This is a genomic window from Faecalicoccus sp. (assembly GCF_036552745.1).
Lineage (GTDB): Bacteria > Bacillota_I > Bacilli_A > Erysipelotrichales > Erysipelotrichaceae > Faecalicoccus.
On the sequence record NZ_JAXKBY010000152.1, the window covers coordinates 1 to 26,546 of the forward strand.

The following is a 26,546-nucleotide window of genomic DNA, read 5'->3' on the forward strand; positions in this document are numbered from 1 at the left end:
GAAAAAAATACAAATCCACATTCACATATTCAATTTTACAAATTACCAAAACCGTCTTCAACCACGGTTATAAAAGGTTGAAAGAAAGGAGAAGTATATTGTAGATGACCAGTTAGATGAGTCAATTACAATATACCAGATTGGAAGATGAAAGAAATTCAATGGATCGTAAGTGATTTAGATGGAACACTTTTAAACGATCAAAAACAAGTATCCCAAAAGAATCAAAAAGCCATTCAATGGTTATTTGAACAGGGTATTGATTTTGGCATTGTTTCCGGAAGACCGGTAAAAACCATTTATGAAACAATGGATTTTTGGCAGATCAAACCTTATGTTCGTTTTATTATCGGTATGAACGGAGCTGCTTTCATGGATATTTCAACGCAAGAAATCACCTATGCTCCTTCCTTATCACTGGATGTGATTCAAAAAATTATGAATCATTTTAAAGGCTGGGATGTATGTTTTCAAATCTTAGATGAAAAAATTCGTTATACAAATCGTTCTACAAACTCTTCTATACAATACACTACAAAATGTCATGAAAGAGAAGTTGTAACGGATTTGATCGAATATAGTAAAAAGAATAGAGTTTTAAAATGGATGATTTATTGCGAGCCACAAATGATGGAACAAGTGCGAAAACATGCCAATGCACTCAATGAAAATCAAATTTCAGCTATCCAGACAGATGATTGCATGCTTGAATTTATGTCGGCAGATATCCATAAAGGATCTGGTCTTTTAAAGGCAAGTAAACAACTTCATCTGGATTTAAAGACGTGTCTTTCTCTGGGAGATGCGGATAATGATGTTTCTATGTTTGACGTAACTGGTTATAGTTTTTGTGTTCAAAATGGCACGAAATATGCCAAAGAAAAGTCAAAACAAGTTCTTCCTTATACCAACGAAGAAGACATTATCGATAAAATTGTTCGCGAGTATATATAGATGTTTACAGATGGTAAACAAATAGTAAAAAATGTATATTTTCATAAACAATAGATTGAAATTTTCATAGAAAAAGAATACTTTAGTAAGGGGATAAATTTATGATGCACCAAATCAGAGAATTTGAAAAAAATCGTATCGTTCATCTTATTGTTTCGATTTTATTGATGATTGTCAGCGCCTTGATGCAGTCGTATATCATGCAGGTATTTATGGATCCTTGTAACTTGTTGTCGGGGGGATTTACCGGTATATCTATTCTAATCAGTCGAATTTTAGGCTTGTTCCAAATCGACTTTCCGGTTTCTGTAGGAATTATTCTTTTAAATTTGCCGGCCGCCATCCTTTGTTATAAGGAGCTGTCCAAACGTTTTGTCTATTTAAGCTGTTTACAGTTTAGCCTAGTATCTGTTTTTCTGGAGCTGTTTCAGTTTGATCCGTTTTTTGACGATCGAACTTTGAATGTTTTATTTGGTGGTTTACTTTGGGGCTTTTCCATTGCAATGGCTTTGCGTGCCGGAGGAAGTACCGGAGGAACGGATTTTATTGCACAGTATGTATCCAATAAAATTCATAAAGGAATATGGGATTATATTTTTATTGGAAACTGTATCATGCTGGTGATTTTCGGATCTATTTTTGGATGGGTCTATGCGGGCTATTCCATTGTGTTTCAGTTCTTATCCACAAAGGCCATCTCCAGCTTGTATCAACGATATAAACAGATCACTTTGGAAATTATCACAAAAGATCCGGAGCCCATTATTGAAACCTTTATGGCAACTTGTCATCATGGCATGAGTATCTTTGAAGGATACGGAGGCTATTCACATAGTAAGATTTATGTATGTAAAGCTGTTGTCAGTACGTATGAAGTGCAGGATGTCATTTATAATGTTCGGCAAACCGATCCTAAAGTCATTATCAACACCTATCATACCGCCAACTTTTACGGTCGTTTTTATCAAAAACCATTGGATTAAGAATACATCACACAGAAAAGGCTGTGTGATTTTTTTTTATTTACAGCTTTATTATTTTTGTTAAACAAACATTCCGTAGCATTTTTTTGTTTGCATTTTATGTAAATTGTGATATATTTCTAGCGCTATGTTTAAAATACAGTTGATTGATCATCTGAATCGGCAGATTCTTTATCAGGGGAAAGCTGAGATAGAGTACACAAATCAAGGTGTGCGGTATTGTTTTGCCAATGAAAGGTTTTCTTTCTCGTGGACAGCGTATAAAGACACTTTGATCATCGACAGTATTTCCGAAGTCCATGTACATTTGGTTCTTAGATCTCATAAAAGGACAAAAGGATGGATTCGTACAGAATTTGGCGAGATCGATGTATCTTGTTTTACACATCATTACGAGATGCAGGATCAGCGTATTGAAATACAATATGAATTGGATATGGAAAAACAAAGTCAAAGGTTTGAATTTGTATTAGAAATAAAGGAGGCAGAATATGCAGTCCATTGAAATTGAATTAAAAAAAGCAATCCAGCAAGCGATTCAAAAAAGCTTTGATTTGGAAGTTTCTTTGGAACAGATTGCCATTGAGATCCCTAAAAATAAAGATCATGGTGATTTTTCCAGTAATGTTGCGATGCAGCTGGCAAGAACGTTGAAACAAAATCCAAGAAATATCGCAACACAGATTACCGAAGCTTTGGATAAGGAAAGCTGCTCCGTTTCCTCAATGGAGATTGCGGGTCCTGGTTTTATCAATTTTACTTTGGATACCAATCGATATTCCAAAGTCATTGAAGAAATTTTGGAAAAGAAGGAAAACTATGGTCAACAACCATCCAATGGAATCAAAGTAAATCTGGAATATGTCAGTGCCAATCCGACCGGTTCTTTGCATTTGGGTCATGCCAGAGGGGCAGCCTGGGGAGATAGCTGTGCGCGAATCATGAAGAAAGCCGGATACGATGTAACGCGAGAATATTATGTCAACGATGCCGGAAATCAGATTACGAATCTGGCCTTATCTTTGAATGCACGCTATCGTCAGGCGCATGGCATAGATACGGAAATCGGTGCTGATGGTTATCTGGGTGACGATGTAAAAGAAAAAGGATATGCGCTTGCCAAAGAATATCCGAATCAATATTTAGAACCAACTCCGGAGAATTTAAATTTCTTTAGAAAAGAAGGAATTACCTTCGAATTGGATAAGATCAAAGAAGATCTAAAAGAGTATCGCGTTGAGTTTGATGTCTGGTCCAGTGAACAGGCAATTCGCGATGCCGGAAAAGTAGAAGAAGCGCTGCAGTTGCTGGATGAAAAAGGATATACGTATCGAAAAGACGGTGCCTTGTGGTTTACGACGACAAAATTTGGGGACGATAAAGATCGTGTTCTTCAAAAAACGGATGGATCTTATACGTATTTAGTACCGGATATTGCTTACCATAACGATAAATTCAAACGTGGCTTTGATGTGCTGGTTGATTTCTTTGGAGCCGATCATCATGGCTATATTCCTCGTTTAAAAGGAAGCATGACAGCTTTGGGAAACGATGCCAGTAAACTGCATGTGGATATCATACAGATGGTTCGTCTGGTATCCAATGGCGAAGAAGTCAAAATGTCAAAACGGTTAGGCAACGCGACGACGATTTCGGAGCTTGTGGAAAGTGTTGGTGTTGATGCGGCTCGTTACTTCTTTGTACAAAGAGCACTGGATTCGCATTTGGATTTTGATGTCGAACTGGCCAAGAAGCAGTCTAACGATAACCCGGTTTATTATGCACAATATGCACATGCTCGTATGTGCTCCATTCAAAAACAGGCACAGGATATTTCATTAGCCAATCACTTTGAACGATTAAATCATGAAAAAGAAATAGAGCTGTTAAAGACACTGCAGGAATTTAATAAAGTCATTACCGAAAGTGCTCGCACCCGCCAGGTTCACAAAGTATGTCACTACATTCAAAATCTGGCCTCTAAATTTCACAGCTTCTATAATGCCTGTAAAGTGTTAGATCCACAGGATATTGAACTTACTTCACAACGTTTAGCTTTGGTCAAGGCAACGCAGATCGTCTTAGCCAATGCTTTAGAATGTATCGGTGTACAAGCCGTAGAATCTATGTAAATGTTTTAAAGGAGATTTTAGTATTATGAAACAGTCAATGACCGATGTTGCCTATCAGATTTTACAAAGTGGCAAAGATGCCATGCCATTTATTGAATTATGGACTCGTGTATCCAAAGAATTAGGATTTAATGAAAGCCAGTTTGATGACAATATTGCTCAGTTTTATACGGATTTATCCATTGATGGGCGCTTTTTCAACATGCCGCAAAACAACTGGGATTTAAGAAGCCGTCATACTTTTTCAGAAAGCGTGATGGATACAGATTCAATCGCCATTGATGAAGACAGCGATGATGAAGACCAGGATGAAGCTCTGGATTTGGATGAAGAAGCCAAAGAAGATCAAGAAGACGAAGATTAGTCATTTTTTAGTCACTTTCCTTTTTAATAATAAAAGGGAAAGGAGAAGAATGCGCACGTTAAAGGCCTGCCGTTTGGCAGGCTCTTTACTTACTATTTAGAATAGAATACAATGAAGAACGAGGAAAATATATGTTTAAAAGTATAAAGTACGTTTTAAAAGAAAATTTTTCAAATTTATTTCGAATCTATTCCATTGCCAAATATGAACTATTGGCCGATATGCGCGATTCCAAGTTTGGAATCTTCTGGAATTTCGCATCACCGGCTATTCAGGTCTTTACCTATTGGCTGATCTTTGGTGTCGCCTGGAATAGAAAACCAGTCAAAATCAACGGAATTAAGGTATCGTATCTACCATGGCTGGTTGTAGGCTATGCCATATGGTGGTTCATTCAACCCTGTATCCAAAAAGGGTGCAGTGCCATCTTCTCAAAGACAGATGTCATCACAAAGATGAAGTTTCCTGTTTCGGTTTTACCGGCAACAGTAGTATGTAAAGAATTATTTAATCACGGCTGTATGTTGATCATCGCACTGATTACTTTGTTTTTATGTGGTTATACACCACAACTGAACTGGTTGTGGGCCTTTTATTATATGTTTTGTGCCTTTATGTTCTCAGAAAGTGTATCACTGATTCTTTCGGTACTGACCATGCTCTGGCGAGATATCAAAAAACTGGTAACGTCTCTGATTCGAATGTTTATGTATTTTTCACCGGTCATCTGGAATTGTACTTTCAGCAGCCATGTACCTTTTCACAATTTTTTGAATTCGATTATGAAGTTAAATCCGGTTTATTATATCATTCAAGGATACAGGGAGGCTGTCTTCTACGGGCAAAGTGTACTGGATCATCCGGTCTATACTTTATATTTCTGGTGTGTGGTACTGATCTTGTTTGCCATCGGCTGTATGCTGATGTTTAAATTCAAGAAGAAATTTATCGATATGATATAGAGGTGGATATGGCAGAATATGCAGTAAAAGTAGATCACATTTCCAAAATCTACAGTTTAAAAAATAAAAATAATCAGCATCGGTCCAACAAACGATTTTATGCTTTAAAAGACTTGTCTTTTACCATCGAAAAAGGAGATGTTGTCGGTATTTTGGGAACAAATGGTTCCGGAAAATCAACACTTTCCTTGATTTTGGCCGGCATCAGTGAAATTGATGAAGGGGCAATCGAAATTCATGGTGAACAATCTTTGATTGCCATTAATACAGGCTTAAATATGCAATTAACGGGAGAAGAGAACATTCGTGTAAAAGGAGCTTTATTAGGATTGAGAAAAAAAGAAATAGAGCGCATTACACAAAGCGTAATTGATTTTGCCGAATTGGGAGATTTTCTGTATCAGCCGGTAAAAAAATATTCCAGTGGGATGAAATCACGTCTGGGGTTTTCCATTTCTTTAGCGCTTGATCCCGATATTTTTATCGTTGATGAGGCTTTATCCGTAGGGGATAAAGGCTTTGCGAAAAAATGTTTGGATCATATGATGAAATTAAGAGATAACGAAGGAAAGACGATCTTTTTTATATCGCACTCTATTTCACAGGTTCAACAGTTTTGTAAGACGGGAATGTGGATTGAAGGCGGAAAGCTGCAGGAGATGGGAGATATTGAAACAGTCTGTGCACATTATTCGGAATATGTCGATCAGTTAAATGCACTCAAGCCAAAAGAAAAGAAAAAAATTCTGAATGAAAAATTTGAAAAACGTGTTTTACCAGATACAAAAAAAAGCTTTTTTTCAAGATTGTTGGGAGGATTATAAGATGAAAACAGTCATTACTTATGGAACCTTTGATTTATTTCATATTGGGCATCTGAATTTACTCAAAAGGGCAAAGGCATTAGGCGATTATTTGATCGTTGCGGTCAGCAGCGATGAATTTAATCGTGGTAAAGGAAAGGTCTGTCAGATCAAAGATACCGATCGCATGCAGATCGTAGAAGCCATTCGTTATGTTGATAAAGTCATTCCGGAAACCAGCTGGGAACAAAAAATAGAAGATGTCAAAAAATATAATGTAGATATTTTTGTCATGGGAGATGACTGGAAGGGAAAATTTGACTTTTTGAAAGAGTATTGTGAAGTCATTTATTTACCAAGAACGGAAGGTATTTCCACAACACAGTTAAAGGAAGAGTTAAAAGGCGATGAATAAGATCAGTATCATCATCCCTTTTCAAAAATATCTGCACTATTTAAAAGAATGTCTGCAGTCATTAAAAGAAAGCTCCTATCAAGATTTTGAAGTTTTGATCGTGTGTGATCATGTTGATGAACATGTGCAAAAAGAGATTCCAGGTTTGAGTGATCTATCGTTGCGTATTTTGTCATTGGAAGATGAAACAGGCGTAGCGGCTTGTCGTAATGAAGGCTTACAACAGGCAAACGGAGAGTATGTATATTTTTTAGACAGCGATGATTACATCCTGGAGGATACTTTATTTCATATGACCGAACATCTAAACGGACAGGATATGGTCTATGGAACGATACGCAATACATGGAACAATAAGGCTAACTTTTTAGATAAGCTTTCTAAAAAAGAAATAGATGCGGATGATGAAGCCGAAAAGATGCAGGCACAGGAAGAAAAGATTCAAAATCATTTAGACCGCTTTAAAGAGCAGAATTCGGATCGAATGCTTGCGATTTATCACACCATGGTCAAACGCAGCGGATTTCAGACCATCACCGCTTTATCGAATTTATACAGAAGACAGTTTTTGATCGATCATCAAATTTTTTTTGAACCAAGTTTTCGCTATTTCAGTGATCAGATCTTTTTAGTCCAGGTGCTGGAAAAAGCAGCCTCTTTTCTATCTGCGGAAGATGGTTGGTATATCAAAAGAAAGCACAATGATCCAATCAATGAGCCGAGCTTAAATCAGGAAGAAAGCGATACTCGTTTTGAAGAAAGATGTCTGGCGGTAGAATGTGCCAGAAAATTGATCGATGCGCAGGGTCCGGTACGTTACTATCTGGATAAAAAGTTGATTCGCTATGTCACTAAGACAATGATCAAACGCATACGAAGATCGCAGGATGAAAGATGGAGAAACGAATACTTTATCCGTATTCAATCCACTTTATTAGATACGGCCCCTAGAGTATTAGATGATCTTTCTGCCAAACAAAAGCGAATCATTTTGTTGATGATGAAAAATGATCTAAAAGGTGTACAAAAGGCAATTCGCTGGAGTTTTGGTAAGGCAAAGCTTAAAAGCATCTTCGCGAATAAAAATAAGAATACGTTATATAAACTGGCATATTATCATCGATATTTAAAAATGCCAATCAAGGAAAATGTGGTTTTGTTTGAAACGTTCATGGCGAAAAATTATTCGGATTCACCAAAATATATTTATGAAGCTTTAAACAAGATATATCCGGGAAAATATGAATGTGTGTGGGCCATCAATGGGAAACATGATATTCCGTATGGGGCAAAAACGATCAAACGTTTTTCTTTTCAATATGCTTATTATTGTGCCATAAGCAAATATCTTGTCTTTAATGTTCGACAACCATTATGGTTTCGTAAAAGAGAAGGACAGGTATTTTTGGAAACATGGCATGGAACACCTTTAAAACGTTTGGTGTTCGATCAGGAAGAAGTGACCAGTGCTTCTCCTAAATATAAAGAACAGTTTTATAAACAAAGAAAAGAATGGGATTATCTGGTCAGTGCCAATCCATTTTCATCTAAGACATTTAGAAGCTGTTTCATGTACGAAGGAAAAATGTTGGAATATGGATATCCACGCAATGATATTTTATATGCATCGGATAAAGAAGAAAGGGCAAAGCGTTTAAAAGAGAAACTAGGTATTCCCTTAGACAAGAAGACCATTTTATATGCGCCAACATGGAGAGATGATGAACATTACGGTAAAGGAGAATATAAATTTACCCTGGCTCTAGATTTAAAGAAAATGAAAACCATGTTGGAAAAGGATTATGTGCTTTTGTTGCGAACACATCATTATATTGCGGACAAGATCGATACGACAGGCCTGGGAGGGTTTGCGTACAATTTAAGCACTTATGATGATATTTCTGAAATTTATCTGATTACAGATATTTGTATTACGGATTATTCCAGTGTCTTCTTTGATTTTGCGAATTTAAAGCGTCCGATTCTTTTCTATACGTATGATATAGAGAAATATAAGAATCAACTCAGAGGTTTTTATATTGATATGAATACCGAAGTGCCGGGACCGCTTTTATATACCAGTGAAGAAGTGATTGATGCGATTCTTCATATTGACAAGATACAAAAACGCTATCAGAAGCGATATGACGATTTCTATGATCGATTCTGTTGTTTTGACGACGGACACGCCAGTGAGAATATCGTTAAAGAGGTGTTTGGCTAGAAAGGAAGAAAGAATATGACCATCTTACGTTTTTTAAAAAAATGGGCAGGTAAGCTGATTCGTATTGTTTATCGATGTATCTATCGGTTGATACCGGTTGATGACAAGTTGGTCATATTTATTTCATTTCATGGGCGGGGATACTCGGATAATCCCAGAGCGATATTTGAGCAGATGCAACAGGATCCAAACTGGAAAGGGTATCGCTTTATCTGGTTTATCAAACATCATAAACAAAAAAATATCCAAATTGAAGGTGCCGAAATCAAAGAGTATTTTAGTTTTTCCTACTTTTATTATTTATCCAGGGCCAAGATTTGGGTGGTAAATTGTAAATTACCGCTTTATATCTGTAAAAAGGAGAATCAGATCTATTTACAGACATGGCATGGAACACCGTTAAAGAGATTGGCCCATGATATCGATGTCAGTGAAGATACCACCTTTTATCGTTCCGGTGTTTCTTATGAACAAATGTGTCACAGTTATGATGTAGATGTAGCTCGTTATAACTTTATGATCTCGCCAAATGCTTTTTGTACTTCGGTATTTCCTCATGCCTTTGGGATCGATCCTAAAAAATTGGTGGAAACTGGATATCCACGCAACGATTTTATTGCGAATGTAACACAGGATGAAATTGTATCGATCAAAAAAAGGATGAATTTACCATTGGATAAAAAAGTGATCTTATATGCTCCGACATGGCGGGATAATTCCTATGTAGCGGCCGGTTATACATTTGAGTTAAAAGCTGATTTTCATTTGTGGAAAGAAATATTGGGAAGCGATTATATTGTGTTGTTTAAACCACATTACCTGATCATTAATCATTATCAAAATGATGCTTCTCTACAAGGCTTTTTATACAATATTTCGGCAGAGGCAGAAATCAATGAATTGTATGTGATCAGTGATGTTTTGATCACGGATTATTCCAGTGTCTTCTTTGATTTTGCGATCTTAAAACGTCCAATGTATTTCTATATGTATGATTTAGAAAGCTATGCCAGTGATTTAAGAGGATTTTATATGGATATCACAAAAGAGCTTCCGGGCAAGATCTATCGTGATGAAAAACAACTTTGTGAGGATATTAAAAATGGCGTTTATGATGCATCCCATGTAAAAGACTTCCACGATCGTTTCAACAATCTTGATGATGGACAGGCATCAAAACGTATCAGTAAACTGTTGATTGAGGCAAGGGCATGAAAATAGAAAAGATCATCTTAAATATTGTCTTATCCATTTTAAACGGACTTACATTCTTTATTCATCCTAAACAAAATCAGATCACGTTCATTTCGATGACGGCTGATCATTTGACAGGGGATTTCTATCAGATCAATCAAGCCTTAAAAAAAGAAGGATGTTACGACATTCAGTATGATTTGTTTCAGATTCATAAAACGATAAAAGGATATTTTCTATATTTTATTAACCTTTGTCATCAGTTGATTCAGATGAAACAAAGCAAATTGATCATTTTGAATGACAACAATTATATTGTTTCTAAATTTAAACCAAAAGAAACTAAGGTTTTACAAATATGGCATGCCTGTGGTGCCATAAAAAAGTTTGGCAATCAAATTGAGCGTTCTTATCCGATCCAAGGATATGATGCGGTTTTATGCAGCGCTCCGTATTGGAAAGAAGTGTATGCCCAGGCATTTGGCGTAAATTCAAGCCAGGTTTATGTAACAGGATTGCCGCGAATCGATGAGCTGTTAGATCCACAAAGACAAAAAACACAGAAAGAAAAGTTGTATGCGAAATATCCAATGATCAAAGAGAAAAAGTGTATCTTATATGCACCTACATTTCGTGGGAATATGGTCAAAGGATTTCAAGTGGCCAGCTTTGATATGAGAAAGGTATTGGATGCTTTAGGGGATGAGTATTGTATCTTATATAAGTTTCATCCATTATTGCCGGATATTCAAATCAATCATCTACGAGCTATCGATTGCCATGATGAAGATTTGTATGCTTTAATGCATGTCAGTGATGTTTTGATCAGCGATTATTCCAGTGTCATTTTAGATTATTCCTTACTGAATAAACCTATGATTGCCTATATTGATGATGTAGAAGAGTATGATCAAACGATAGGATTCAATCTGGACTATCGAAAGGAATTTCCAGGGCCTGTTTGTCTAAATGAAAGCGAACTGATCGATGCGTTAAAAGAGGGATATATCCATTTCGATATATCGCGCTTCCAACAAAAATATATGATTCATAAGGATGGGCAGAACACCAAAAGAGTAATTGAGAAAATTCATGAATTGATGAGAGGATAAAAAATCCTCTTTTTTTATACCTTTTGCCTGAATATAAATTGATGAAATATAAAAAATAAAAATTTTTTCAAAAAAAGTCTGAACTTTGAATTTTTATTCGTATATAAAATACAGAAGATCTTCAAAAAGCATATAAAAAAGGAGGTGGAGTGTGAACAAAGACAGTATTACGAAGAAATTATTTGAAGATAAAGAAATATTCGCAAGCTTTATCAATGGTGTGATCTATCAGGGAAGAAAGAGTCGAAGTCACTCATGAACTTGGCAGTTATCAAAGAAGAATGATCAATCAAGGAAGAGACGAATTAGGAAGTCAAAGAGAAAGTGCGTGCATTAGGCTACATAGAACAACAAATACAGGAAATTTATGATTTGTGAGTAGAATGAAACTATAACCATAGTTATCTTATAAACATGAATAATGTCAGTTTTAAAGATAGACTACTCCTAGGAAACGATCTTTGATATAATGACATCGCACGGAGAAACAGAATGAATCAAATTACATTTAAAGAAGCTTGTATGAATCATGGGATTTCTATAGAAGACAAGCAAATTGAACAATTAAAGCGATATATGGAACTTTTATTGGAATGGAACGAGAAGATGAATCTGACGGCCATAACCGATCCGGACGAAATTTGGGAAAAGCACTTTTTAGATTCAATTCTTCCTTTTAAGGATCTTTCTATTTCCAGTTTTTGTGATGTCGGAAGTGGGGCAGGATTTCCATGCCTGCCGGTGAAGATCGTATTTCCGCAAATACAATGTACGATGATCGAACCGTTACAAAAAAGATGCCGCTTTTTGGAACATGTGATCCAGGAATTAGACTTAAAAGAAATCGAAGTCTTAAATCTGCGGGCCGAGGATGTTGCCAAAAATCATCGTGAAGTTTTTGACTGCATCAGTGCCAGAGCAGTGGCTCGGTTGAATATCTTATTGGAGCTTTGCACTCCTTTATGTAAAGTAAACGGACGATTGGTCTTCTTGAAAGGGAAAAGTGGACTGGAAGAGCTGGAAGAGGCAAAAAAAGCCATGGAAGTATTAGGGCTTCAATTTGATCGAAGTGAAACACTTCAGATTGAAGATGCGCAACATATCAATTTATATTTCACAAAAAAGAAAAAGACTTCTTTAAAATATCCGAGAAATTATGGACAAATCAAAAAGAAGCCTTTAGGAGGGTAGTATGTCAAAAGTAATTGCGATTTCTAACCAAAAAGGTGGTGTTGGGAAAACGACGACCGCTATCAATTTAAGCAGTGGATTGTCCTATATGGGCAAAAAAGTTCTTTTAATTGACTTTGATGCGCAGGGAAATGCTTCGCAGGGACTTTTGGCTATTACCAAAAGAGGACAGCCAAGCATCTACAATGTGCTTTTAGAAGATATGGATCCAGAACAAGTCATCGTACATAAACAAGAACCAGCTATTGATATTTTACCGGCCAATATAACATTGGCCGGAGCGGATCTGGAACTGGATAAGATCGGCAATGGAAAAGAACAGATTTTAAAAAAACGGTTGTCTTCTATAAAAGATCAATATGACTATATCATTATTGATTGTCCACCCAGCCTGGGAATCTTAAATACCAATGCCTTAACGGCGGCAGACAGCGTATTGATACCGGTTCAGTGTGAATATTATGCATTGGAAGGTGTGACACAGCTTTTATTGACAATCCGTTTGGTTCAGCAACTTTACAATCCAGATCTTAGAATTGAAGGAATCTTAATGACTATGTTTGATATCCGTACAAAACTAAGCGTTGAAGTCTCACAGGATGTACGGCAAAATTTCGGCAAGCAGGTTTATCAGACCAGTATTCCAAGAAATATCAAATTATCTGAAGCACCTTCACGCGGCATGTCCATTTTTGAATATGATGTGACCAGTGCAGGGGCTAAGGCGTATGGAGAACTGACAAAAGAATTAGTAAAACGTAACGAGAGGGGGTAGTGCTTATGGATAATAACCGTTTGGGAAAGGGTTTGAATCAGCTTTTCGGACAGGACATTTCAAAAGTGCTGGATGAGATTCAAAATGGTGAAGTACATACTGAATCACAGGAACAGACAAAAATCGATGTCGATCAGATTCGACCTAATCCTTATCAGCCTCGAAAAGTATTTAATGATGAAGCTTTACAGGAGCTGAGTCAAAGTATTGCACAACATGGGGTGTTTACACCGATCCTGGTAAAAAAGAGCATTCAGGGCTATGATCTGATTGCCGGCGAACGAAGGCTTCGTGCCAGTAAATTGGCAGGATTAAAAGAAATACCGGCGATTGTTGTTAACTTTAGCGATCAGGAAATGATGGAGATCGCTTTACTGGAGAATATTCAGCGAGAAGATCTAAACGTCATCGAAGAAGCAAAAGCGTATGAACAACTTATGCATCGACTGAACTATACGCAGGAGCAACTTGCCAATCGTGTCGGAAAATCCCGAGAACATATCACAAACACGCTTCGTTTGTTGAAGCTGCCGGAAGATGTACAAGATTTGGTTGTACAAAAGAAATTGACAATGGGGCATGTGCGCGCTTTGTTGGGATTAAAAAATGAACTGGATATGCGTAAAGTAGCAAAGCAGGCAATCGAGCAGGGCTTATCGGTTCGTAAAGTCGAACAAATTGTAAAAGATAAGACTTCTAAAAAGGTCACAGAACCAAAACCGGAAGAAGATCCGTATGTTAGAGATGCGAAAAGTAAATTGGAAGAATATTTTCAGACGTCTGTTTCTATTTCAGCACATTCGGTTTCGATTCATTATCAAGACAAGGAAGATTTAACTCGACTTTTAGAGCTTTTACATCTGATTGAGGAAGAGTAATCTTCCTTTTTTTGTGGAGGAATTTGTCAAAGCTTATCTTTTTGCGTATAATAGAATGCATTCATGGGGTCTATACAAAGAAAAGCGCCAGGACTGTAATTTTACAGTTGACGAGGACCAGGTTTTTCGAAAGATTCGGCGGGTGACCTGGAGGCTGGATACGGCCTGAAACAATGGACAAAAACAGTCTGTGAAGATTGAACAAATCCATTCGGTATCCTCCATGAAGTGAATAGAAAATGGAGGATTTTTTCATGTGCGGAATTACAGGTTTCGTGGGTAAAGGGGAAGCTTTACCATTTTTAATGCAGGGTTTAAACAAACTCGAATACCGGGGATACGATTCAGGCGGTGTGACTTTAGTAGATGATAATGGATTATATACCTTTAAAAGTAAAGGACGTTTGTGTCAGCTGGAAGACTTGTTGAAGGGAGAGTCACATCCACAGAAAACCGGGATTGGTCATACGCGCTGGGCTACGCATGGTATTCCCAGTAATCTTAATTCACATCCACATACGAATGCGAAGAACACGATTTCTATCGTACATAATGGTATTATCGAAAATTATCAGGCCATCAAAAAAGAGTTGATTCGACAGGGATATCCTTTTGTATCGCAAACCGATAGTGAAGTCATCGTGCATTTGATCGACTACTATGATCGAGGAAATCTATTGGAGGCACTACAAAAGGCAGTGCGCTATTTAGAAGGCAGCTTTGCCTTGTGTGTGGTGTCTGTACAAGACCCTGATACGATTTATGTTGCCAAAAAGGAAAGCCCTATGATTATCGGACATTGTGCATATGGTAGTTTTTGTGCCAGTGATATACCGGCCGTTTTAGAATATACCAAAGATATTCTGAGTTTAGAGGATGGACAAATTGCGGTATTAAAGGCCGATGAAATTCAAGTTTATGATTTTCAGGGAGAACTTAAGAAACAAAAATGGATGCACATTCCTTACGATCTGCAGGCAGCGCAAAAAGGTGGTTATGATACTTTCATGGAAAAAGAGATTCATGAGCAGCCTTATGTTCTATCAGAAACTTTGCGTGGTCGAGTGGATAATGATGTAAGAATGGATGAGCTGAAAGAAATCAATATCAACTGGGAAAAGCTGGAAAGAGTTTACTTTTTGGCCTGCGGAACGGCTTTAAATGCCGCTTCATATGCACAAGATCTGTTCCGTCAATGGGTTCCGGCCTGTCCTTCCTTTGCGTTGGCAGCCAGCGAATTTCGGTACGGGAATTATTATTTGAATTCAGATACGCTATGTATTTTTGTATCACAATCCGGGGAAACAGCTGATACCCTGGCGGCTTTACAGCTGGCAAAGGAAAAACAGGCAAAGACGTTATCTATCGTTAATGTATTGGGATCTTCTTTAGCTCGTAAATCGGATTGTACACTTTATACTTGTGCCGGACCGGAAATCGCAGTGGCGAGCACAAAAGCTTATACAACACAGCTTGTACTCTTAGTATGTCTGATGATCGCCTTGAGTGAGAAATTAGGACGCCAACCAAAAGATGTATCCAAGCTGATAGAAGATTTGCAAAGAATTCCAGAAATCACAAAGGATATGTTGGCACAAAAAGAAATTGTCAAAGATTATGCACAATGTTTAAAAGATCAAAAAGATGCGTATTTTATTGGTCGAAGATTGGATTATTTTAGTGTCGTGGAAGGCGCCTTAAAGCTAAAAGAGGTCTCCTATGTCCATGCGGATGCTTATATTGCCGGCGAACTTAAACATGGACCGATTGCCTTAATCGATAAAGGAACGGTGGTCATAGCGCTTGCGACACAGGAAGAAGTTGCTTCTAAGACGATTTCCAACATTGAAGAAACCATCGCCAGAGGAGCTAACGTTATACTGATTACGACTCAGCATCAGGATACACATGCATTTCAAAAAGTCCTGCGCATTCCGGATGTACACCCGGCTTTGGCAGCTATACCAGCCGCTATCCTTTTACAGCTTTTTGCCTACTATGGAGCGGTGTTAAAAGGCTGTGATGTCGATAAACCTAGAAATCTTGCCAAGTCAGTAACCGTGGAGTAATCAAATAACTTTGATAAAGCATAAAAATTGAAAAGCCTTTTTGAACTGTGATTAAATAGGGTCAAAAAGGAGTGAGAACAAGTGCTAAATTATGTACATGATATTCCGACTAAGATCTACTTTGGGAAAAATCAGATTTCCCAATTGGAAAGTATTTTAAAACCATTGGGAAAGAAAGTTTTGTTGGCATATGGCGGTGGTTCCATCAAAAAGACAGGATTGTATGATACGGTCAAAGAAATCCTTGATGCGGGTGACTTTGAGGTGGTGGAATTATCCGGTATTGCGCCTAATCCTCGAATTGAATCCGTTGTTGAAGGTGTTGCACTTTGTAAGCATCATCAAATTGATGTGATTCTGGCAGTTGGCGGCGGTTCTGTCATTGACTGTTCCAAAGCCATTGCGGCCGGTGTTTATTATCCGGGAGAGGATCTATGGGAAATGGTCAAAACGTCAGATCATCTTCAAAAGGCATTACCACTTGTTGATATTTTGACATTGAGTGCTACTGGTTCTGAATTTGATGGCGGCGGTGTTATTTCCAATTTAAAAACAAAAGAAAAACTGGGAGGACTTTTTACCTATCCTACCGCTTCGATTTGTGATCCGACCTATACTTTTAGTGTTTCTTCCTATCAAAGTGCTTCCGGAGCTGCCGATATCATGAGCCATATTATGGAAGGATACTTCTCAAAAACAAAGGACAGTGATTTATCGGATGAACTGGCACAGGGTGTTTTAAAAACAGTGATCAAAAATTTACCGGTTGTACTTAAAGAACCGGATAATTATTCTGCCAGAGCCAATTTAATGGCCTGTGCCTCCGTAGCATGCTCCGGCATTCCGGAATACGGCAAGGCTTCTACCGGATGGCCATGTCATGCGATGGAGCATGAACTTTCCGCTTACTATGATATTACGCACGGTGTGGGACTGGCGATCTTAACACCTGCCTGGATGCGTTATATCCTTCAAAAAGATCCTTCAGTAACGTGGCGATTTGTTCGTTTTGCCAAAGAAGTTTGGAATTTGGAAGATCAGGATGAAACAAAGATTGCCTATGCGGGCATCGATGCGTTGGAACACTTTTTCAAAGATGCAGGAATCCCTATGCGTTTAAGCGAATTAGGTATCGATGATACGCACTTTGAAGAAATGGCAAAACATGCCAATCGTAATGGACGTTTATCCAATGCCTTTGTTGCTTTAAATGAGCAGGATATTTTCGAAATCTTTAAAAATTGTCTATAAAAACAGGCTCTTTCTCAATTTTGTTTTGAGGAGGAGCCTTTTTTGTCTTCTAAAATGGAATATCCTTCTTTTCGTACATGATGAACGATAAAATCGATCGTATCGTCCAATCCATGATCTGCCAGATACTGCAGAAGAAAGAGAATCAGTCGGTCTGTATCCGGATGGATCATGATACGATTTCTACCTTGCATGTAATAATCCAAAGCACTGTGGTCGGTATATTGATCCTTTTGATAGATCATACTGGCGGCGACGCGATCACAAAACATCTCGATGACATAATTGGCCGGCATCTTTACCGGATGGACTCCATTTGGTCCATTATCTAACCAGTATTCCCAATGATGTTTATTACGGCCCTTATGATGAAGCCAGCTTAAAGAATAACCTATGTCTTCCTTCTGGGCATCGATAGGGGAACGAAAACCTTGGTAATAGGTAAAACCGGTTTTCAGCTCTGTCCAGGTATATTTGCTTAAATCATGTAAAATTCCCTGCTTATACAAATGACAGCGAAAACAAAGCTGTGTAACTTTGGCTTTATGTTGATTGATCGTTTTCAGATGGCCGCGTACCTTATGCATGGAAAACATAGGATCCCTCCTGTCTGTATCTTATTCTAACACAATTCGTGATCACAAAATTTTATTCTGTATTTAAAAGTGATAAAATGATTCCATTGATAAATAACAGGAGGAACGGCCATGAAATTCAGTGAATATCCATATCATACAATTGATGTCAAACAGGCAAAAGATAAATTTCGGAAAATAGAAAGCCAGCTTGTAAACGCAGAAGATTATGCTTCTTTTAAACAAGCTTTTAAAGATTTAGATGTGTACAAAAAAGAGCTTTATACACAATTTAGTTTGTGTGAAGTTCGACATACGATCGATACACGGGATGAATATTATAAGAAAGAACAGGAGCATATTGATGAAATTGCACCGATCTTACAGGAAGATCTGGTTCGTATTTCTAATGTGATTTTGGAAAGTCCGTATCGAAAAGAATTGGAAAAGGAAATTCCTTCTACCTATTTTCTGGCTAAAGAATTTGATAAAAAATGTTTTTCTCCAGACATCATTGAAGAGCTACAAAAGGAAAATCAATATTCCAGCCAGTATCAACAGCTGGTTGCCAGTGCACAAATTGAATTTGAAGGAAAAAAGCGCACTTTGTCCGAATTAGAACCATTCATGAGGGCAAGCAATCGCTCTATGCGAAAAAAAGCTACAAAAGCATACTGGGGATGGTTTGAAAAACATGAGGAAGAATTAGGCAAAATCTTTGATTCTTTGGTAAAGATACGAACAACAATGGCACAGAAGCTGGGATATAAAGACTATACAGAGATGGGATACTATCGCATGTATCGTTTTGATTATACGAAAGAGGATGTTCAAACGTATCGCAAACAGGTATTGGATACGGTCGTACCGGTCACAGCTTCTCTTTTTGCGCGCCAACAAAAAAGACTGGGACTGGATGCGTTATATGCATGGGATGAAAAGGTGGAGTTTCAAAGCGGAAACCCAACACCTAAGCAGGATGCCAGGACGATGGTAAAAATTGCACTGCATATGTATCAGGAACTTGATAAAGATACCGGTGAATTCTTTCAATTTATGGTGGATCATGAACTCATGGATCTGGAAAGTAAGCCGGGTAAGGCTGCCGGTGGATATTGCACATCTTTTGATGTATATGGTGCACCGTTTATCTTTGCGAACTTCAATCAAACCAGTTCAGATGTAGAAACTCTCACACATGAGGCTGGTCATGCCTACCAGGCATATGCTTCTCGTGATATTTTTCCATCGGATTGTATCTGGCCAACCAGTGAGAGCGCAGAGATTCATTCCATGTCCATGGAGTTTTTGACATACCCCTGGATGAAAGACTTCTTTAAAGAAGATACCAGGAAGTTTTATTTTCAGCATTTAAGCGATGCCATCAAATTTTTACCTTATGGAGTTTTGGTGGATCACTTCCAACATGAAATCTATGCTCATCCAGAGTACACGCATGCCAAGCGTATGGAAACATGGAGAAAGTTGGAAAAGATGTATTTACCGCACAAAAACTATGATGAGATCGATGTATTGGAAAGAGGAGGCTGGTGGATGCGGCAGCTTCATATCTTTATGGATCCGTTTTATTACATCGACTATACACTGGCACAGGTCTGTGCTTTACAGTTTTGGAGCCGGGCTCAAAAAAAGGATCCAAGTACATTAAAGGATTATAAAAAAATCTGTAAATTGGGCGGCAGTCTTCCTTTCCGAAAAATCGTGCAGGCTGCAAACTTAAAGAGTCCTTTTGAAGAAGGTTGCCTGGATGAAACGATGAAAGAAGTACAAAACGCATTGAATGCGATTACCGATGAGGAACTACAATGAGAAGAACAAGGCAGGAACTATCAAAAGAAGAAACATTAGAGATTTTGAAGAGAAATACATCGGGAGTTTTAGCTTTATGTGGCATGGATCAAAAACCATATGCGGTGCCATTAAGCTATGTTTATGCCGATCAGAAGATTTATTTTCATGTGGCTTTGGAAGGGTATAAATTAGAACTGCTGAACCAGAATCCAAATGCTTCTTTTTGTGTCATTGATAAAGATGAGATTTTACCGGAAAAATTTACGACAAAATATAAAAGTGTCATTGCTCAAGGAAAAATCACAGTGGCAGACGAGCATGAAAAAAGGAATGCGATTACTCACTTAGCGAAAAAGTATGCCCCGGATATTGATCCAAAAGACGAAATTGATCGATTTTGGAGTCAGTTTTTGATTTTGGTTTTAGAGCCGGAAACATGCACGGGAAAACAAGCTATCGAACTAGTCAAAGATGGATTACAGCTTTAATAGACTGGCATATTCGACATAGTGTTTTTGAATCAGATGATTGAATTGAAGCTTTAAATATCCCATCGATAGAAACCAAACCAGGATAAAAACAAGAACCAGCATAGCAGCTAACATGGCAAAACAAATCCATAATATATCTGGCTTTTCACTGAGAAAAAAAGTAAGGATCAGTAAGATTGCCAAAATCAAAAGGGTCAAACAAACGGCAGCTTGAAAGGCTTTATGTTTGCGTTTTTGTTCCTTAGATAAGATAGAATATATAAATTTTAACTGTTCTAAGGATAGTTCTCTGCGACAGATTTTGTGTTTTGTATCCGCATCCAGTTTTGCGATAAAGATCTTAGCCATATCTGTATTATAAATCGGGAAAGTATCAAAAGAAAGGAGAAAGGTATGCAGAATCAGTATTTATCCAAGCTTCGAAATGGAGAAACCTTACACACATCCGATCAGATCAAAATGATATTTCTACTGGCACTGCCGGCCATCCTTTCTCAGATTTCCAGTACCGTGATGCAGTATATCGATGCCGGTATGGTGGGAAGCCTGGGCGCCAATGCCTCTGCCAGTATTGGGCTAGTATCCAGTACGACATGGATGTTTGGCGGAATTTGTTTTGCCGGTATTACCGGTTTTAGTGTTCAGGTGGCTCATGCCATTGGAGCCAAACAATTTAGTAAGGCACGAAATATCATGAAGCAGGGTTTTGTGATCTGTTTGGCTTTTGCCCTGGTTTTAAGCTTGATCGGATGTCTGATTTCTTCTTCATTACCGATATGGTTAAAAGGAACACCGGAAATTGTTCAAAATGCGTATTACTATTTTTTGGTGTTTGCTCTTTTTTTGCCCTTTCAACAGCTGAACTACATCGCCACAGGGATGCTGCAGGCATCCGGAAATATGAAAGTACCCAGTTTATTGAATATTCTGATGTGCATACTGGATGTTTTCTTTAATTTGTTTTTTATCTTTTATTTGAATCTGGGTGTCATGGGTGCCAGTATCGGTACGGGCTGTTCTCAGCTGGTCGTATCGTTATTGTTGTGTGGATTTCTGTTTTATAAAAGCGATATTTTAAAGCTTCATAAAGATGAAAAGCTATGCTTTGATCGACACACGATTCAAAGAGCCATGCAGATTGGTCTTCCGGTAGGATTGGATCGTTTTGTGACAAGCAGCGCATATGTGGCATTTACCCGTATCGTATCGCCTCTGGGGACGATTGCGATTGCGGCCAACAGTTTTGGGATCACGGCTGAAAGCTTATGTTATATGCCGGGGTATGGAGTACAAAGTGCTGCCATCACCTTGATTGGGCAGAGTATTGGTGCCAAAAGACAAGATTTGACCTTTCGTTTGGGCACGTTGACTACGGCATTAGGTGTTGGCTTGATGACTTGTTCTGGCTTGTTTATGTATTTTGGTTCACCTTTGATGATGCATTTATTAACGCCTGATGCGCAGATCATCGCTTTAGGGGTACAGATCCTTCGCATAGAAGCTTTTGCCGAACCGATGTATGGAGCCAGCATTGTCGTGGCCGGTGTTTTGCAGGGAGCTGGGGATACACTGTCTTCCTCTTTGATGAATCTTATCAGTATGTGGCTGGTTCGTATTCCTTTGGCAGCCGGTTTAGCCGGTCATTATGGCTTACCGGGCGTCTGGTTTGCGATGGCATTGGAGCTTAATGTTCGTGGCGTTCTCTTTTTATTTCGACTCTTTCGCAAAAAGTGGATGCATCGCCTAAAGGGTTAAGACTCTTCGTTGTTTTTAAAAGAAGATAATGGTATTCTTATCGTATGAACGAAAGACATGCGAAAATATTAGAGTTATTAAGTCGATATCATAAAATGGAAGTCTCGCGCCTTTCCACGCTTTTAAATGTTTCACAGGTAACGATTCGAAAAGATCTGATTGCCTTGGAACAAAGTGGGATGTTGGTTCGTGAACATGGATATGCCACGCTGAATAACAGTGATGACATTAATAAAAGGCTTGCCTTTCATTTTGAACAGAAGATGCAGATCGTAAAAAGAGCCGCACAACTGGTTGAAGATGGGGAAACGATCTTTATTGAAAGTGGATCCTGTTGTGCTTTGTTGGCAGTGGAAATCGCACAGACAAAAAAGGATGTAACGATTGTAACCAACTCGGCTTTTATTGCCGATTATGTGCGCAAGATCGAAAATGTGCAGATTGTTCTTCTGGGTGGAAACTATCAAAAGGAATCGCAGGTCATGGTAGGACCGATGACGGCGCAATGTGCGCAGGCTTATTTTGCGGATAAATTGTTTATCGGCACAGATGGCTTTAGTATTCGTACCGGATTTACCGGAAATGATTATATGCGAAGTGTTGCGGTACAAGATATGGCTAAACAAGTGGAAAAAGTCATAGTGGTGACAGATTCCTCCAAATTTTATCAGAAAGGCAATGTATCTTTGATCGCCGCCAATCGAATTCATATGTTGATTACCAATTCGGATATTCCGGCGGAGCAGGAACAATATTTATTGGAACAAAAAGTAGAAATTATAAAGGCTTAGAAAAAACAATCTAAGCCTTTTTTTATGAATTCATTTTGATATTCGATTAAATCTTCTTTCTGCAGCGCCCTGACGTTTTTATAGGCATATTCTTTATGCATCATCTCGTATTTTCGCTCTCCAAATTGATGAAATGGAAGAAGTTGTACTTTTTTGAGTCCGATCTCCGTCAATAAAGAAGCTAAACCGGCGGCATCTTGGATGGAATTGTTAAATCTGGGGATAACCGGAATACGGGGAAGGATTTCCAGACCTTGATGGGTGGCCCATTTTAAGTTGTTGATAATTCGTTCATTGTGAACGCCGGTACCTTCAAAATGGCGGTTGGTATCATAGTGTTTGACATCAAATAAGAGCAGATCAAAGAGTGGCGCCAGCTCATGAAAGGCTTCTTTTGGAATATAACCGGTTGTTTCAATCGCCAGATGTAAATTGTGTTTTTTTAATTCTTTGACCAGTTCTTTTAAGAAGTCTGGTTGTGACATCCCTTCCCCGCCGGATATCGTGATACCACCGCCGGATTCTTCATAAAAGTCTTTATCTTGTAAGGCAATGCGTACGATTTCTTCAATTTCCTTTGTTTCTCCTTCATTAGACAGTGCACTTTGAAGACACGTTGAAACGCAGTTCAGACAGCCTTGGCAAAGCGCTTCATCGATATGAATTTCTCCCTCTCTACATGAAATTGCCTGATACATACAACTTTTTACACACTGAAGACAATGTACACATTTCTTTTGATCCCATAAGATTTGAACATGGGCACTTTGGCTTTCAGGATTGGCACACCACTTACAGCGCAAAGGGCAGCCTTTTAAAAAAATCGTAGTTCGAATACCGGGTCCATCATGAATTGAAAATTTTTGTATGTTGAAAATAAGTCCTTTTGTCATGGCTATAGTGTATCAGTAGAAAGTCAGTTTGTAAATACTAGAAAGTTTCAAATGAAACTAAAAAACATTACAAATGAATTGACAAGAGAGAAAAGGATTGATAGACTACAAGTAAAATAAGGAGGACACTCTTATGGATAATACACAACATTTTGGTTCTTTGACACCTCGTATGCAGAAATATCGTCAGAGTGTTTTAGATAAGAAACCGTATGTTCGATCACAAAGGGCTTTATTATGTACAGAAGCATATAAGGCAAATCTGGAAAAGCCGGTTGTCTTAAAACGTGCGTTGATGTTAAAGAATATTTTGGAAAAGATGGACATTTATATCGAAGAGGAGAGCTTGTTGGCAGGAAATCAGGCAGAATCGAATCGTGATGCACCCGTCTTTCCGGAATATACATTGGAATTTGTGATCAATGAGCTGGATACCTTTGAAAAAAGAGATGGTGATGTTTTCTATATTACAGAACAAACTAAAGAAGAGCTTCGTTCAATTGCGCCTTTTTGGGAGAATAATAATTTGCGAGCTAAAGGGATGGCGATGCTTCCTAAAGAAGTAGATGTTTATATGGAAACAGGTTTCTTTGGTATGGAAGGAAAGCTGAATGCAGGTGATGCACATTTAGCGGTTTATTATGAACGATTATTAAAAGAAGGTTTGAAGGGATATGAAAAGCGTACTTTGGAGGCAAAAGAAGCATTAGATCTTTGTGATCCTGCATCCATCAGTAAATATCATTTTTATGATGCGGTCCTGATTGTGATCGATGCCGTGAAATCGTTTGCCAAACGCTATGCCGATCTTGCCAGAGAACAGGCTAAAACCGCCAATGAAGAAAGGCGACAAGAGTTGTTGGAAATCGCAAGGATCTGTTCTAAGGTTCCTTATGAGCCGGCGGAAAGCTTTTATGAGGCCATTCAGGCAATTTGGTTGATTCAGGTTGTTTTGCAGATTGAATCCAATGGACATTCTGTATCTTTTGGACGCTTTGATCAGTATATGCAGCCGTATTATCAAAAAGATAAAGAACAAGGATTGATCGATGATGATCAAGTCTTAGAACTTTTAAGCAATCTTTGGATCAAAGCCTTGACGATTAATAAAGTACGTTCGCAGGCCCATACATTTTCCAGTGCCGGTTCACCGATGTATCAAAATGTAACGATTGGTGGACAAACAACAGATAAAAAAGATGCGGTCAATGAGATGTCTTATCTGGTGCTTCGTTCGGTAGCACAGACTCGCTTGACGCAACCGAATTTGACGGTGCGCTATCATGCCCATATCGATCCAAAATTCTTTGACGAATGTATTGAAGTGATGAAGCTGGGCTTTGGCATGCCGGCTTTCAATAACGATGAGATCATCATCCCTTCTTTCATCGATAAAGGGGTAAAGGAAGATGATGCCTATAATTACAGCGCCATCGGCTGTGTAGAAACGGCAGTTCCAGGGAAATGGGGCTATCGTTGCACAGGCATGAGCTATATGAATTTTCCAAGAATTCTTTTGATGGCCATGAATAACGGGATCGATTTGACCAATCAAAAGCGGTTCACAAAAGGCTATGGTCAATTTACCGATATGAAAAGTTTTGAGGAATTGATGGATGCCTGGGATAAAACCGTAAGAGAGTTAACACGAATGAGCGTGATCGTAGAAAATACGATCGATCAGGCTTCGGAAAAAGAAGTGCCGGATATCTTATGCTCTACACTGGTCGATGATTGTCTTGCCCGAGGAAAGACTATCAAAGAAGGTGGTGCGATCTATGATTTCATTTCCGGATTGCAGGTGGGAATTGCCAATATGGCAGATAGCTTGGCCGCCATTAAAAAACTGGTTTTTGAAGAAAAGAAGATGACTCAAAAAGAGCTGTGGGATGCGATTTTAGATGATTTCACCAGTCCAGAAAATCAAAAGATTCAGAAAATGTTGATCAAAGAAGCGCCAAAATACGGTAATGATGAGGATTATGCGGATCAATTGATCGTACAGGCTTATGCTTCTTATATCGATGAAATGAAGAAATATCCCAACACTCGTTATCACAGAGGTCCGATTGGCGGTATTCGTTATGCGGGTACTTCTTCGATTTCTGCGAATGTGGGGCAAGGATTTGGTACCATGGCTACACCGGATGGCAGAAAGGCCAGAGAGCCATTGGCAGAAGGCTCCAGTCCGGCACATGCGATGGATACGCATGGACCAACAGCGGTATTCAAAAGTGTATCTAAGCTTCCGACCATTGAAATCACCGGTGGTTCTTTATTGAATCAAAAGGTAACACCGGCTATGTTATCGACGGAAGAAAACAAGCAGAAGCTGGAAATGATGTTGCGAACTTTCTTTAATCGTCTGCATGGCTATCATGTACAATACAATGTCGTCGATAAGGAGACATTATTGGATGCCCAGATTCATCCGGAAAAACATCAGGATCTTATTGTTCGTGTTGCCGGATACTCCGCATTCTTTAATGTATTAAGTAAAGCGACACAGGATGATATCATCGCTCGAACAGAACAGCAATTATAAAAAAGTCAGATGTTGAATCATTTATTCAGCATCTGATTTTCTTTGTATTTACTGTTGAGATAGTTTTAGAACGGCTTCTTCGCTAAGCCCTGTCATACGAGAAATGAAGTCATGTTGTAGGCCTTCAGATAACATATTTTGCGCAATTTCATAAGCTTTATTTGTTAAACCTTTTGAATAACCATTTTCAATACATTCCTGTGTATATTCTTCTAATGCTTTACACATGCTGATAACACCCTCCTTTGTATGCTTTTGTATAAACTCTTGATTTAAATTCACAAATACATTGGCATGATAGAAGATATCCTCTTCTACGTTCTCCAGTAAGGAATCCGTGTATAAATTTTCCCATTTCTTTTGATATACATATTGTA

The 26,546-nt window shown here is 38.4% G+C and carries 25 protein-coding genes; 21 read left to right on the plus strand and 4 right to left on the minus strand.

The window, feature by feature from the left end:
• The first annotated feature begins 147 nt into the window (after positions 1-147).
• The 16 genes from U0M88_RS07275 (at position 148) to U0M88_RS07350 (ending at position 17,307) form a co-directional block, all read left to right on the plus strand.
• Entirely contained in the window at positions 148-954 is an 807-nt protein-coding gene (locus tag U0M88_RS07275; protein ID WP_317394859.1) for an HAD family hydrolase, read from the plus strand.
• Positions 955-1,055: 101 nt separating this feature from the next.
• Entirely contained in the window at positions 1,056-1,937 is an 882-nt protein-coding gene (locus U0M88_RS07280; RefSeq protein WP_022790172.1) for a YitT family protein, read from the plus strand.
• Positions 1,938-2,064: 127 nt separating this feature from the next.
• Positions 2,065-2,442, plus strand: coding sequence for a DUF1934 family protein (locus U0M88_RS07285; RefSeq protein ID WP_022790171.1), 378 nt, complete (start codon positions 2,065-2,067; stop codon positions 2,440-2,442).
• A complete protein-coding gene (argS, locus tag U0M88_RS07290; RefSeq protein ID WP_331869393.1) occupies positions 2,429-4,069 on the plus strand; it encodes an arginine--tRNA ligase in 1,641 nt (546 codons plus the stop codon). Before U0M88_RS07285 ends, argS begins: the two co-directional genes overlap by 14 nt.
• A 25-nt stretch (positions 4,070-4,094) precedes the next feature.
• A complete protein-coding gene (gene rpoE, locus U0M88_RS07295) occupies positions 4,095-4,433 on the plus strand; it encodes a DNA-directed RNA polymerase subunit delta (RefSeq protein WP_117446688.1) in 339 nt (112 codons plus the stop codon).
• Between the two features lie 131 nt (positions 4,434-4,564).
• Entirely contained in the window at positions 4,565-5,395 is an 831-nt protein-coding gene (locus tag U0M88_RS07300; protein WP_117446689.1) for an ABC transporter permease, read from the plus strand.
• Positions 5,396-5,403: 8 nt separating this feature from the next.
• Positions 5,404-6,219: an ABC transporter ATP-binding protein gene (locus tag U0M88_RS07305; protein ID WP_195222482.1), complete on the plus strand. Its 816-nt coding sequence runs from the start codon at positions 5,404-5,406 to the stop codon at positions 6,217-6,219.
• A gap of 1 nt (position 6,220) precedes the next feature.
• The gene (gene tagD / locus U0M88_RS07310; RefSeq protein WP_117446691.1) at positions 6,221-6,613 is read left to right on the plus strand and encodes a glycerol-3-phosphate cytidylyltransferase; all 393 of its coding nucleotides are present in this window, start codon (positions 6,221-6,223) and stop codon (positions 6,611-6,613) included.
• Positions 6,606-8,837: a bifunctional glycosyltransferase/CDP-glycerol:glycerophosphate glycerophosphotransferase gene (locus U0M88_RS07315; RefSeq protein ID WP_331869394.1), complete on the plus strand. Its 2,232-nt coding sequence runs from the start codon at positions 6,606-6,608 to the stop codon at positions 8,835-8,837. Before tagD ends, U0M88_RS07315 begins: the two co-directional genes overlap by 8 nt.
• Positions 8,838-8,852: 15 nt before the next feature.
• Positions 8,853-10,052, plus strand: a complete 1,200-nt coding sequence (locus U0M88_RS07320) for a CDP-glycerol glycerophosphotransferase family protein (protein ID WP_331869395.1) — start codon at positions 8,853-8,855, stop codon at positions 10,050-10,052.
• On the plus strand, positions 10,049-11,143 hold the full coding sequence (locus U0M88_RS07325) for a CDP-glycerol glycerophosphotransferase family protein (RefSeq protein ID WP_294688633.1): 1,095 nt from the start codon (positions 10,049-10,051) through the stop codon (positions 11,141-11,143). Before U0M88_RS07320 ends, U0M88_RS07325 begins: the two co-directional genes overlap by 4 nt.
• Before the next feature lie 492 nt (positions 11,144-11,635).
• Positions 11,636-12,334, plus strand: a complete 699-nt coding sequence (rsmG, locus tag U0M88_RS07330; protein WP_022790162.1) for a 16S rRNA (guanine(527)-N(7))-methyltransferase RsmG — start codon at positions 11,636-11,638, stop codon at positions 12,332-12,334.
• A 1-nt stretch (position 12,335) separates the two neighbouring features.
• Positions 12,336-13,109 carry a ParA family protein gene (locus tag U0M88_RS07335; protein ID WP_272001445.1) on the plus strand — a complete coding sequence of 258 codons (774 nt, stop codon included), beginning with the start codon at positions 12,336-12,338 and terminating at the stop codon, positions 13,107-13,109.
• A 5-nt stretch (positions 13,110-13,114) separates the two neighbouring features.
• Entirely contained in the window at positions 13,115-13,987 is an 873-nt protein-coding gene (locus U0M88_RS07340; RefSeq protein ID WP_271998877.1) for a ParB/RepB/Spo0J family partition protein, read from the plus strand.
• 254 nt (positions 13,988-14,241) lie between these two features.
• Entirely contained in the window at positions 14,242-16,056 is a 1,815-nt protein-coding gene (gene glmS, locus U0M88_RS07345; protein WP_331869396.1) for a glutamine--fructose-6-phosphate transaminase (isomerizing), read from the plus strand.
• An 81-nt stretch (positions 16,057-16,137) separates the two neighbouring features.
• On the plus strand, positions 16,138-17,307 hold the full coding sequence (locus U0M88_RS07350) for an iron-containing alcohol dehydrogenase (RefSeq protein ID WP_331869397.1): 1,170 nt from the start codon (positions 16,138-16,140) through the stop codon (positions 17,305-17,307).
• A 14-nt stretch (positions 17,308-17,321) separates the two neighbouring features.
• Here the strand turns inward: U0M88_RS07350 and U0M88_RS07355 are convergent, their stop codons facing one another.
• Positions 17,322-17,894 (minus strand): DUF5662 family protein, encoded by a 573-nt coding sequence (locus U0M88_RS07355; protein ID WP_195222498.1) that lies wholly within the window; start codon positions 17,892-17,894, stop codon positions 17,322-17,324.
• A 120-nt stretch (positions 17,895-18,014) separates the two neighbouring features.
• Here U0M88_RS07355 and U0M88_RS07360 point away from each other — a divergent pair, with 120 nt between their 5' ends.
• Both U0M88_RS07360 and U0M88_RS07365 read left to right on the plus strand, forming a co-directional pair.
• Entirely contained in the window at positions 18,015-19,712 is a 1,698-nt protein-coding gene (locus U0M88_RS07360) for a M3 family oligoendopeptidase (RefSeq protein WP_331869398.1), read from the plus strand.
• Complete coding sequence (locus U0M88_RS07365) at positions 19,709-20,182, plus strand: pyridoxamine 5'-phosphate oxidase family protein (RefSeq protein ID WP_331869399.1); 474 nt, start codon at positions 19,709-19,711, stop codon at positions 20,180-20,182. Before U0M88_RS07360 ends, U0M88_RS07365 begins: the two co-directional genes overlap by 4 nt.
• Here the strand turns inward: U0M88_RS07365 and U0M88_RS07370 are convergent.
• Positions 20,171-20,533 carry a hypothetical protein gene (locus tag U0M88_RS07370; protein WP_331869400.1) on the minus strand — a complete coding sequence of 121 codons (363 nt, stop codon included), beginning with the start codon at positions 20,531-20,533 and terminating at the stop codon, positions 20,171-20,173. The genes U0M88_RS07365 and U0M88_RS07370 overlap by 12 nt on opposite strands.
• Positions 20,534-20,578: 45 nt before the next feature.
• Here U0M88_RS07370 and U0M88_RS07375 point away from each other — a divergent pair, with 45 nt between their 5' ends.
• Positions 20,579-21,940, plus strand: a complete 1,362-nt coding sequence (locus tag U0M88_RS07375; protein WP_320801892.1) for an MATE family efflux transporter — start codon at positions 20,579-20,581, stop codon at positions 21,938-21,940.
• 44 nt (positions 21,941-21,984) lie between these two features.
• Positions 21,985-22,731, plus strand: a complete 747-nt coding sequence (locus U0M88_RS07380; protein ID WP_331869401.1) for a DeoR/GlpR family DNA-binding transcription regulator — start codon at positions 21,985-21,987, stop codon at positions 22,729-22,731.
• Here U0M88_RS07380 and U0M88_RS07385 read toward each other — a convergent pair.
• Positions 22,728-23,624, minus strand: a complete 897-nt coding sequence (locus tag U0M88_RS07385) for a glycyl-radical enzyme activating protein (RefSeq protein WP_331869402.1) — start codon at positions 23,622-23,624, stop codon at positions 22,728-22,730. The two genes, U0M88_RS07380 and U0M88_RS07385, sit on opposite strands and share 4 nt — an antisense overlap.
• A 133-nt stretch (positions 23,625-23,757) precedes the next feature.
• On the opposite strand from U0M88_RS07385, the gene U0M88_RS07390 reads away from it, so the two are divergent.
• Positions 23,758-26,169, plus strand: coding sequence for a glycyl radical protein (locus U0M88_RS07390; RefSeq protein ID WP_331869403.1), 2,412 nt, complete (start codon positions 23,758-23,760; stop codon positions 26,167-26,169).
• Positions 26,170-26,217: 48 nt separating this feature from the next.
• Here the strand turns inward: U0M88_RS07390 and U0M88_RS07395 are convergent.
• Positions 26,218-26,546: hypothetical protein (locus U0M88_RS07395; RefSeq protein WP_442902240.1), on the minus strand; the 329-nt coding region annotated here is incomplete at its 5' end.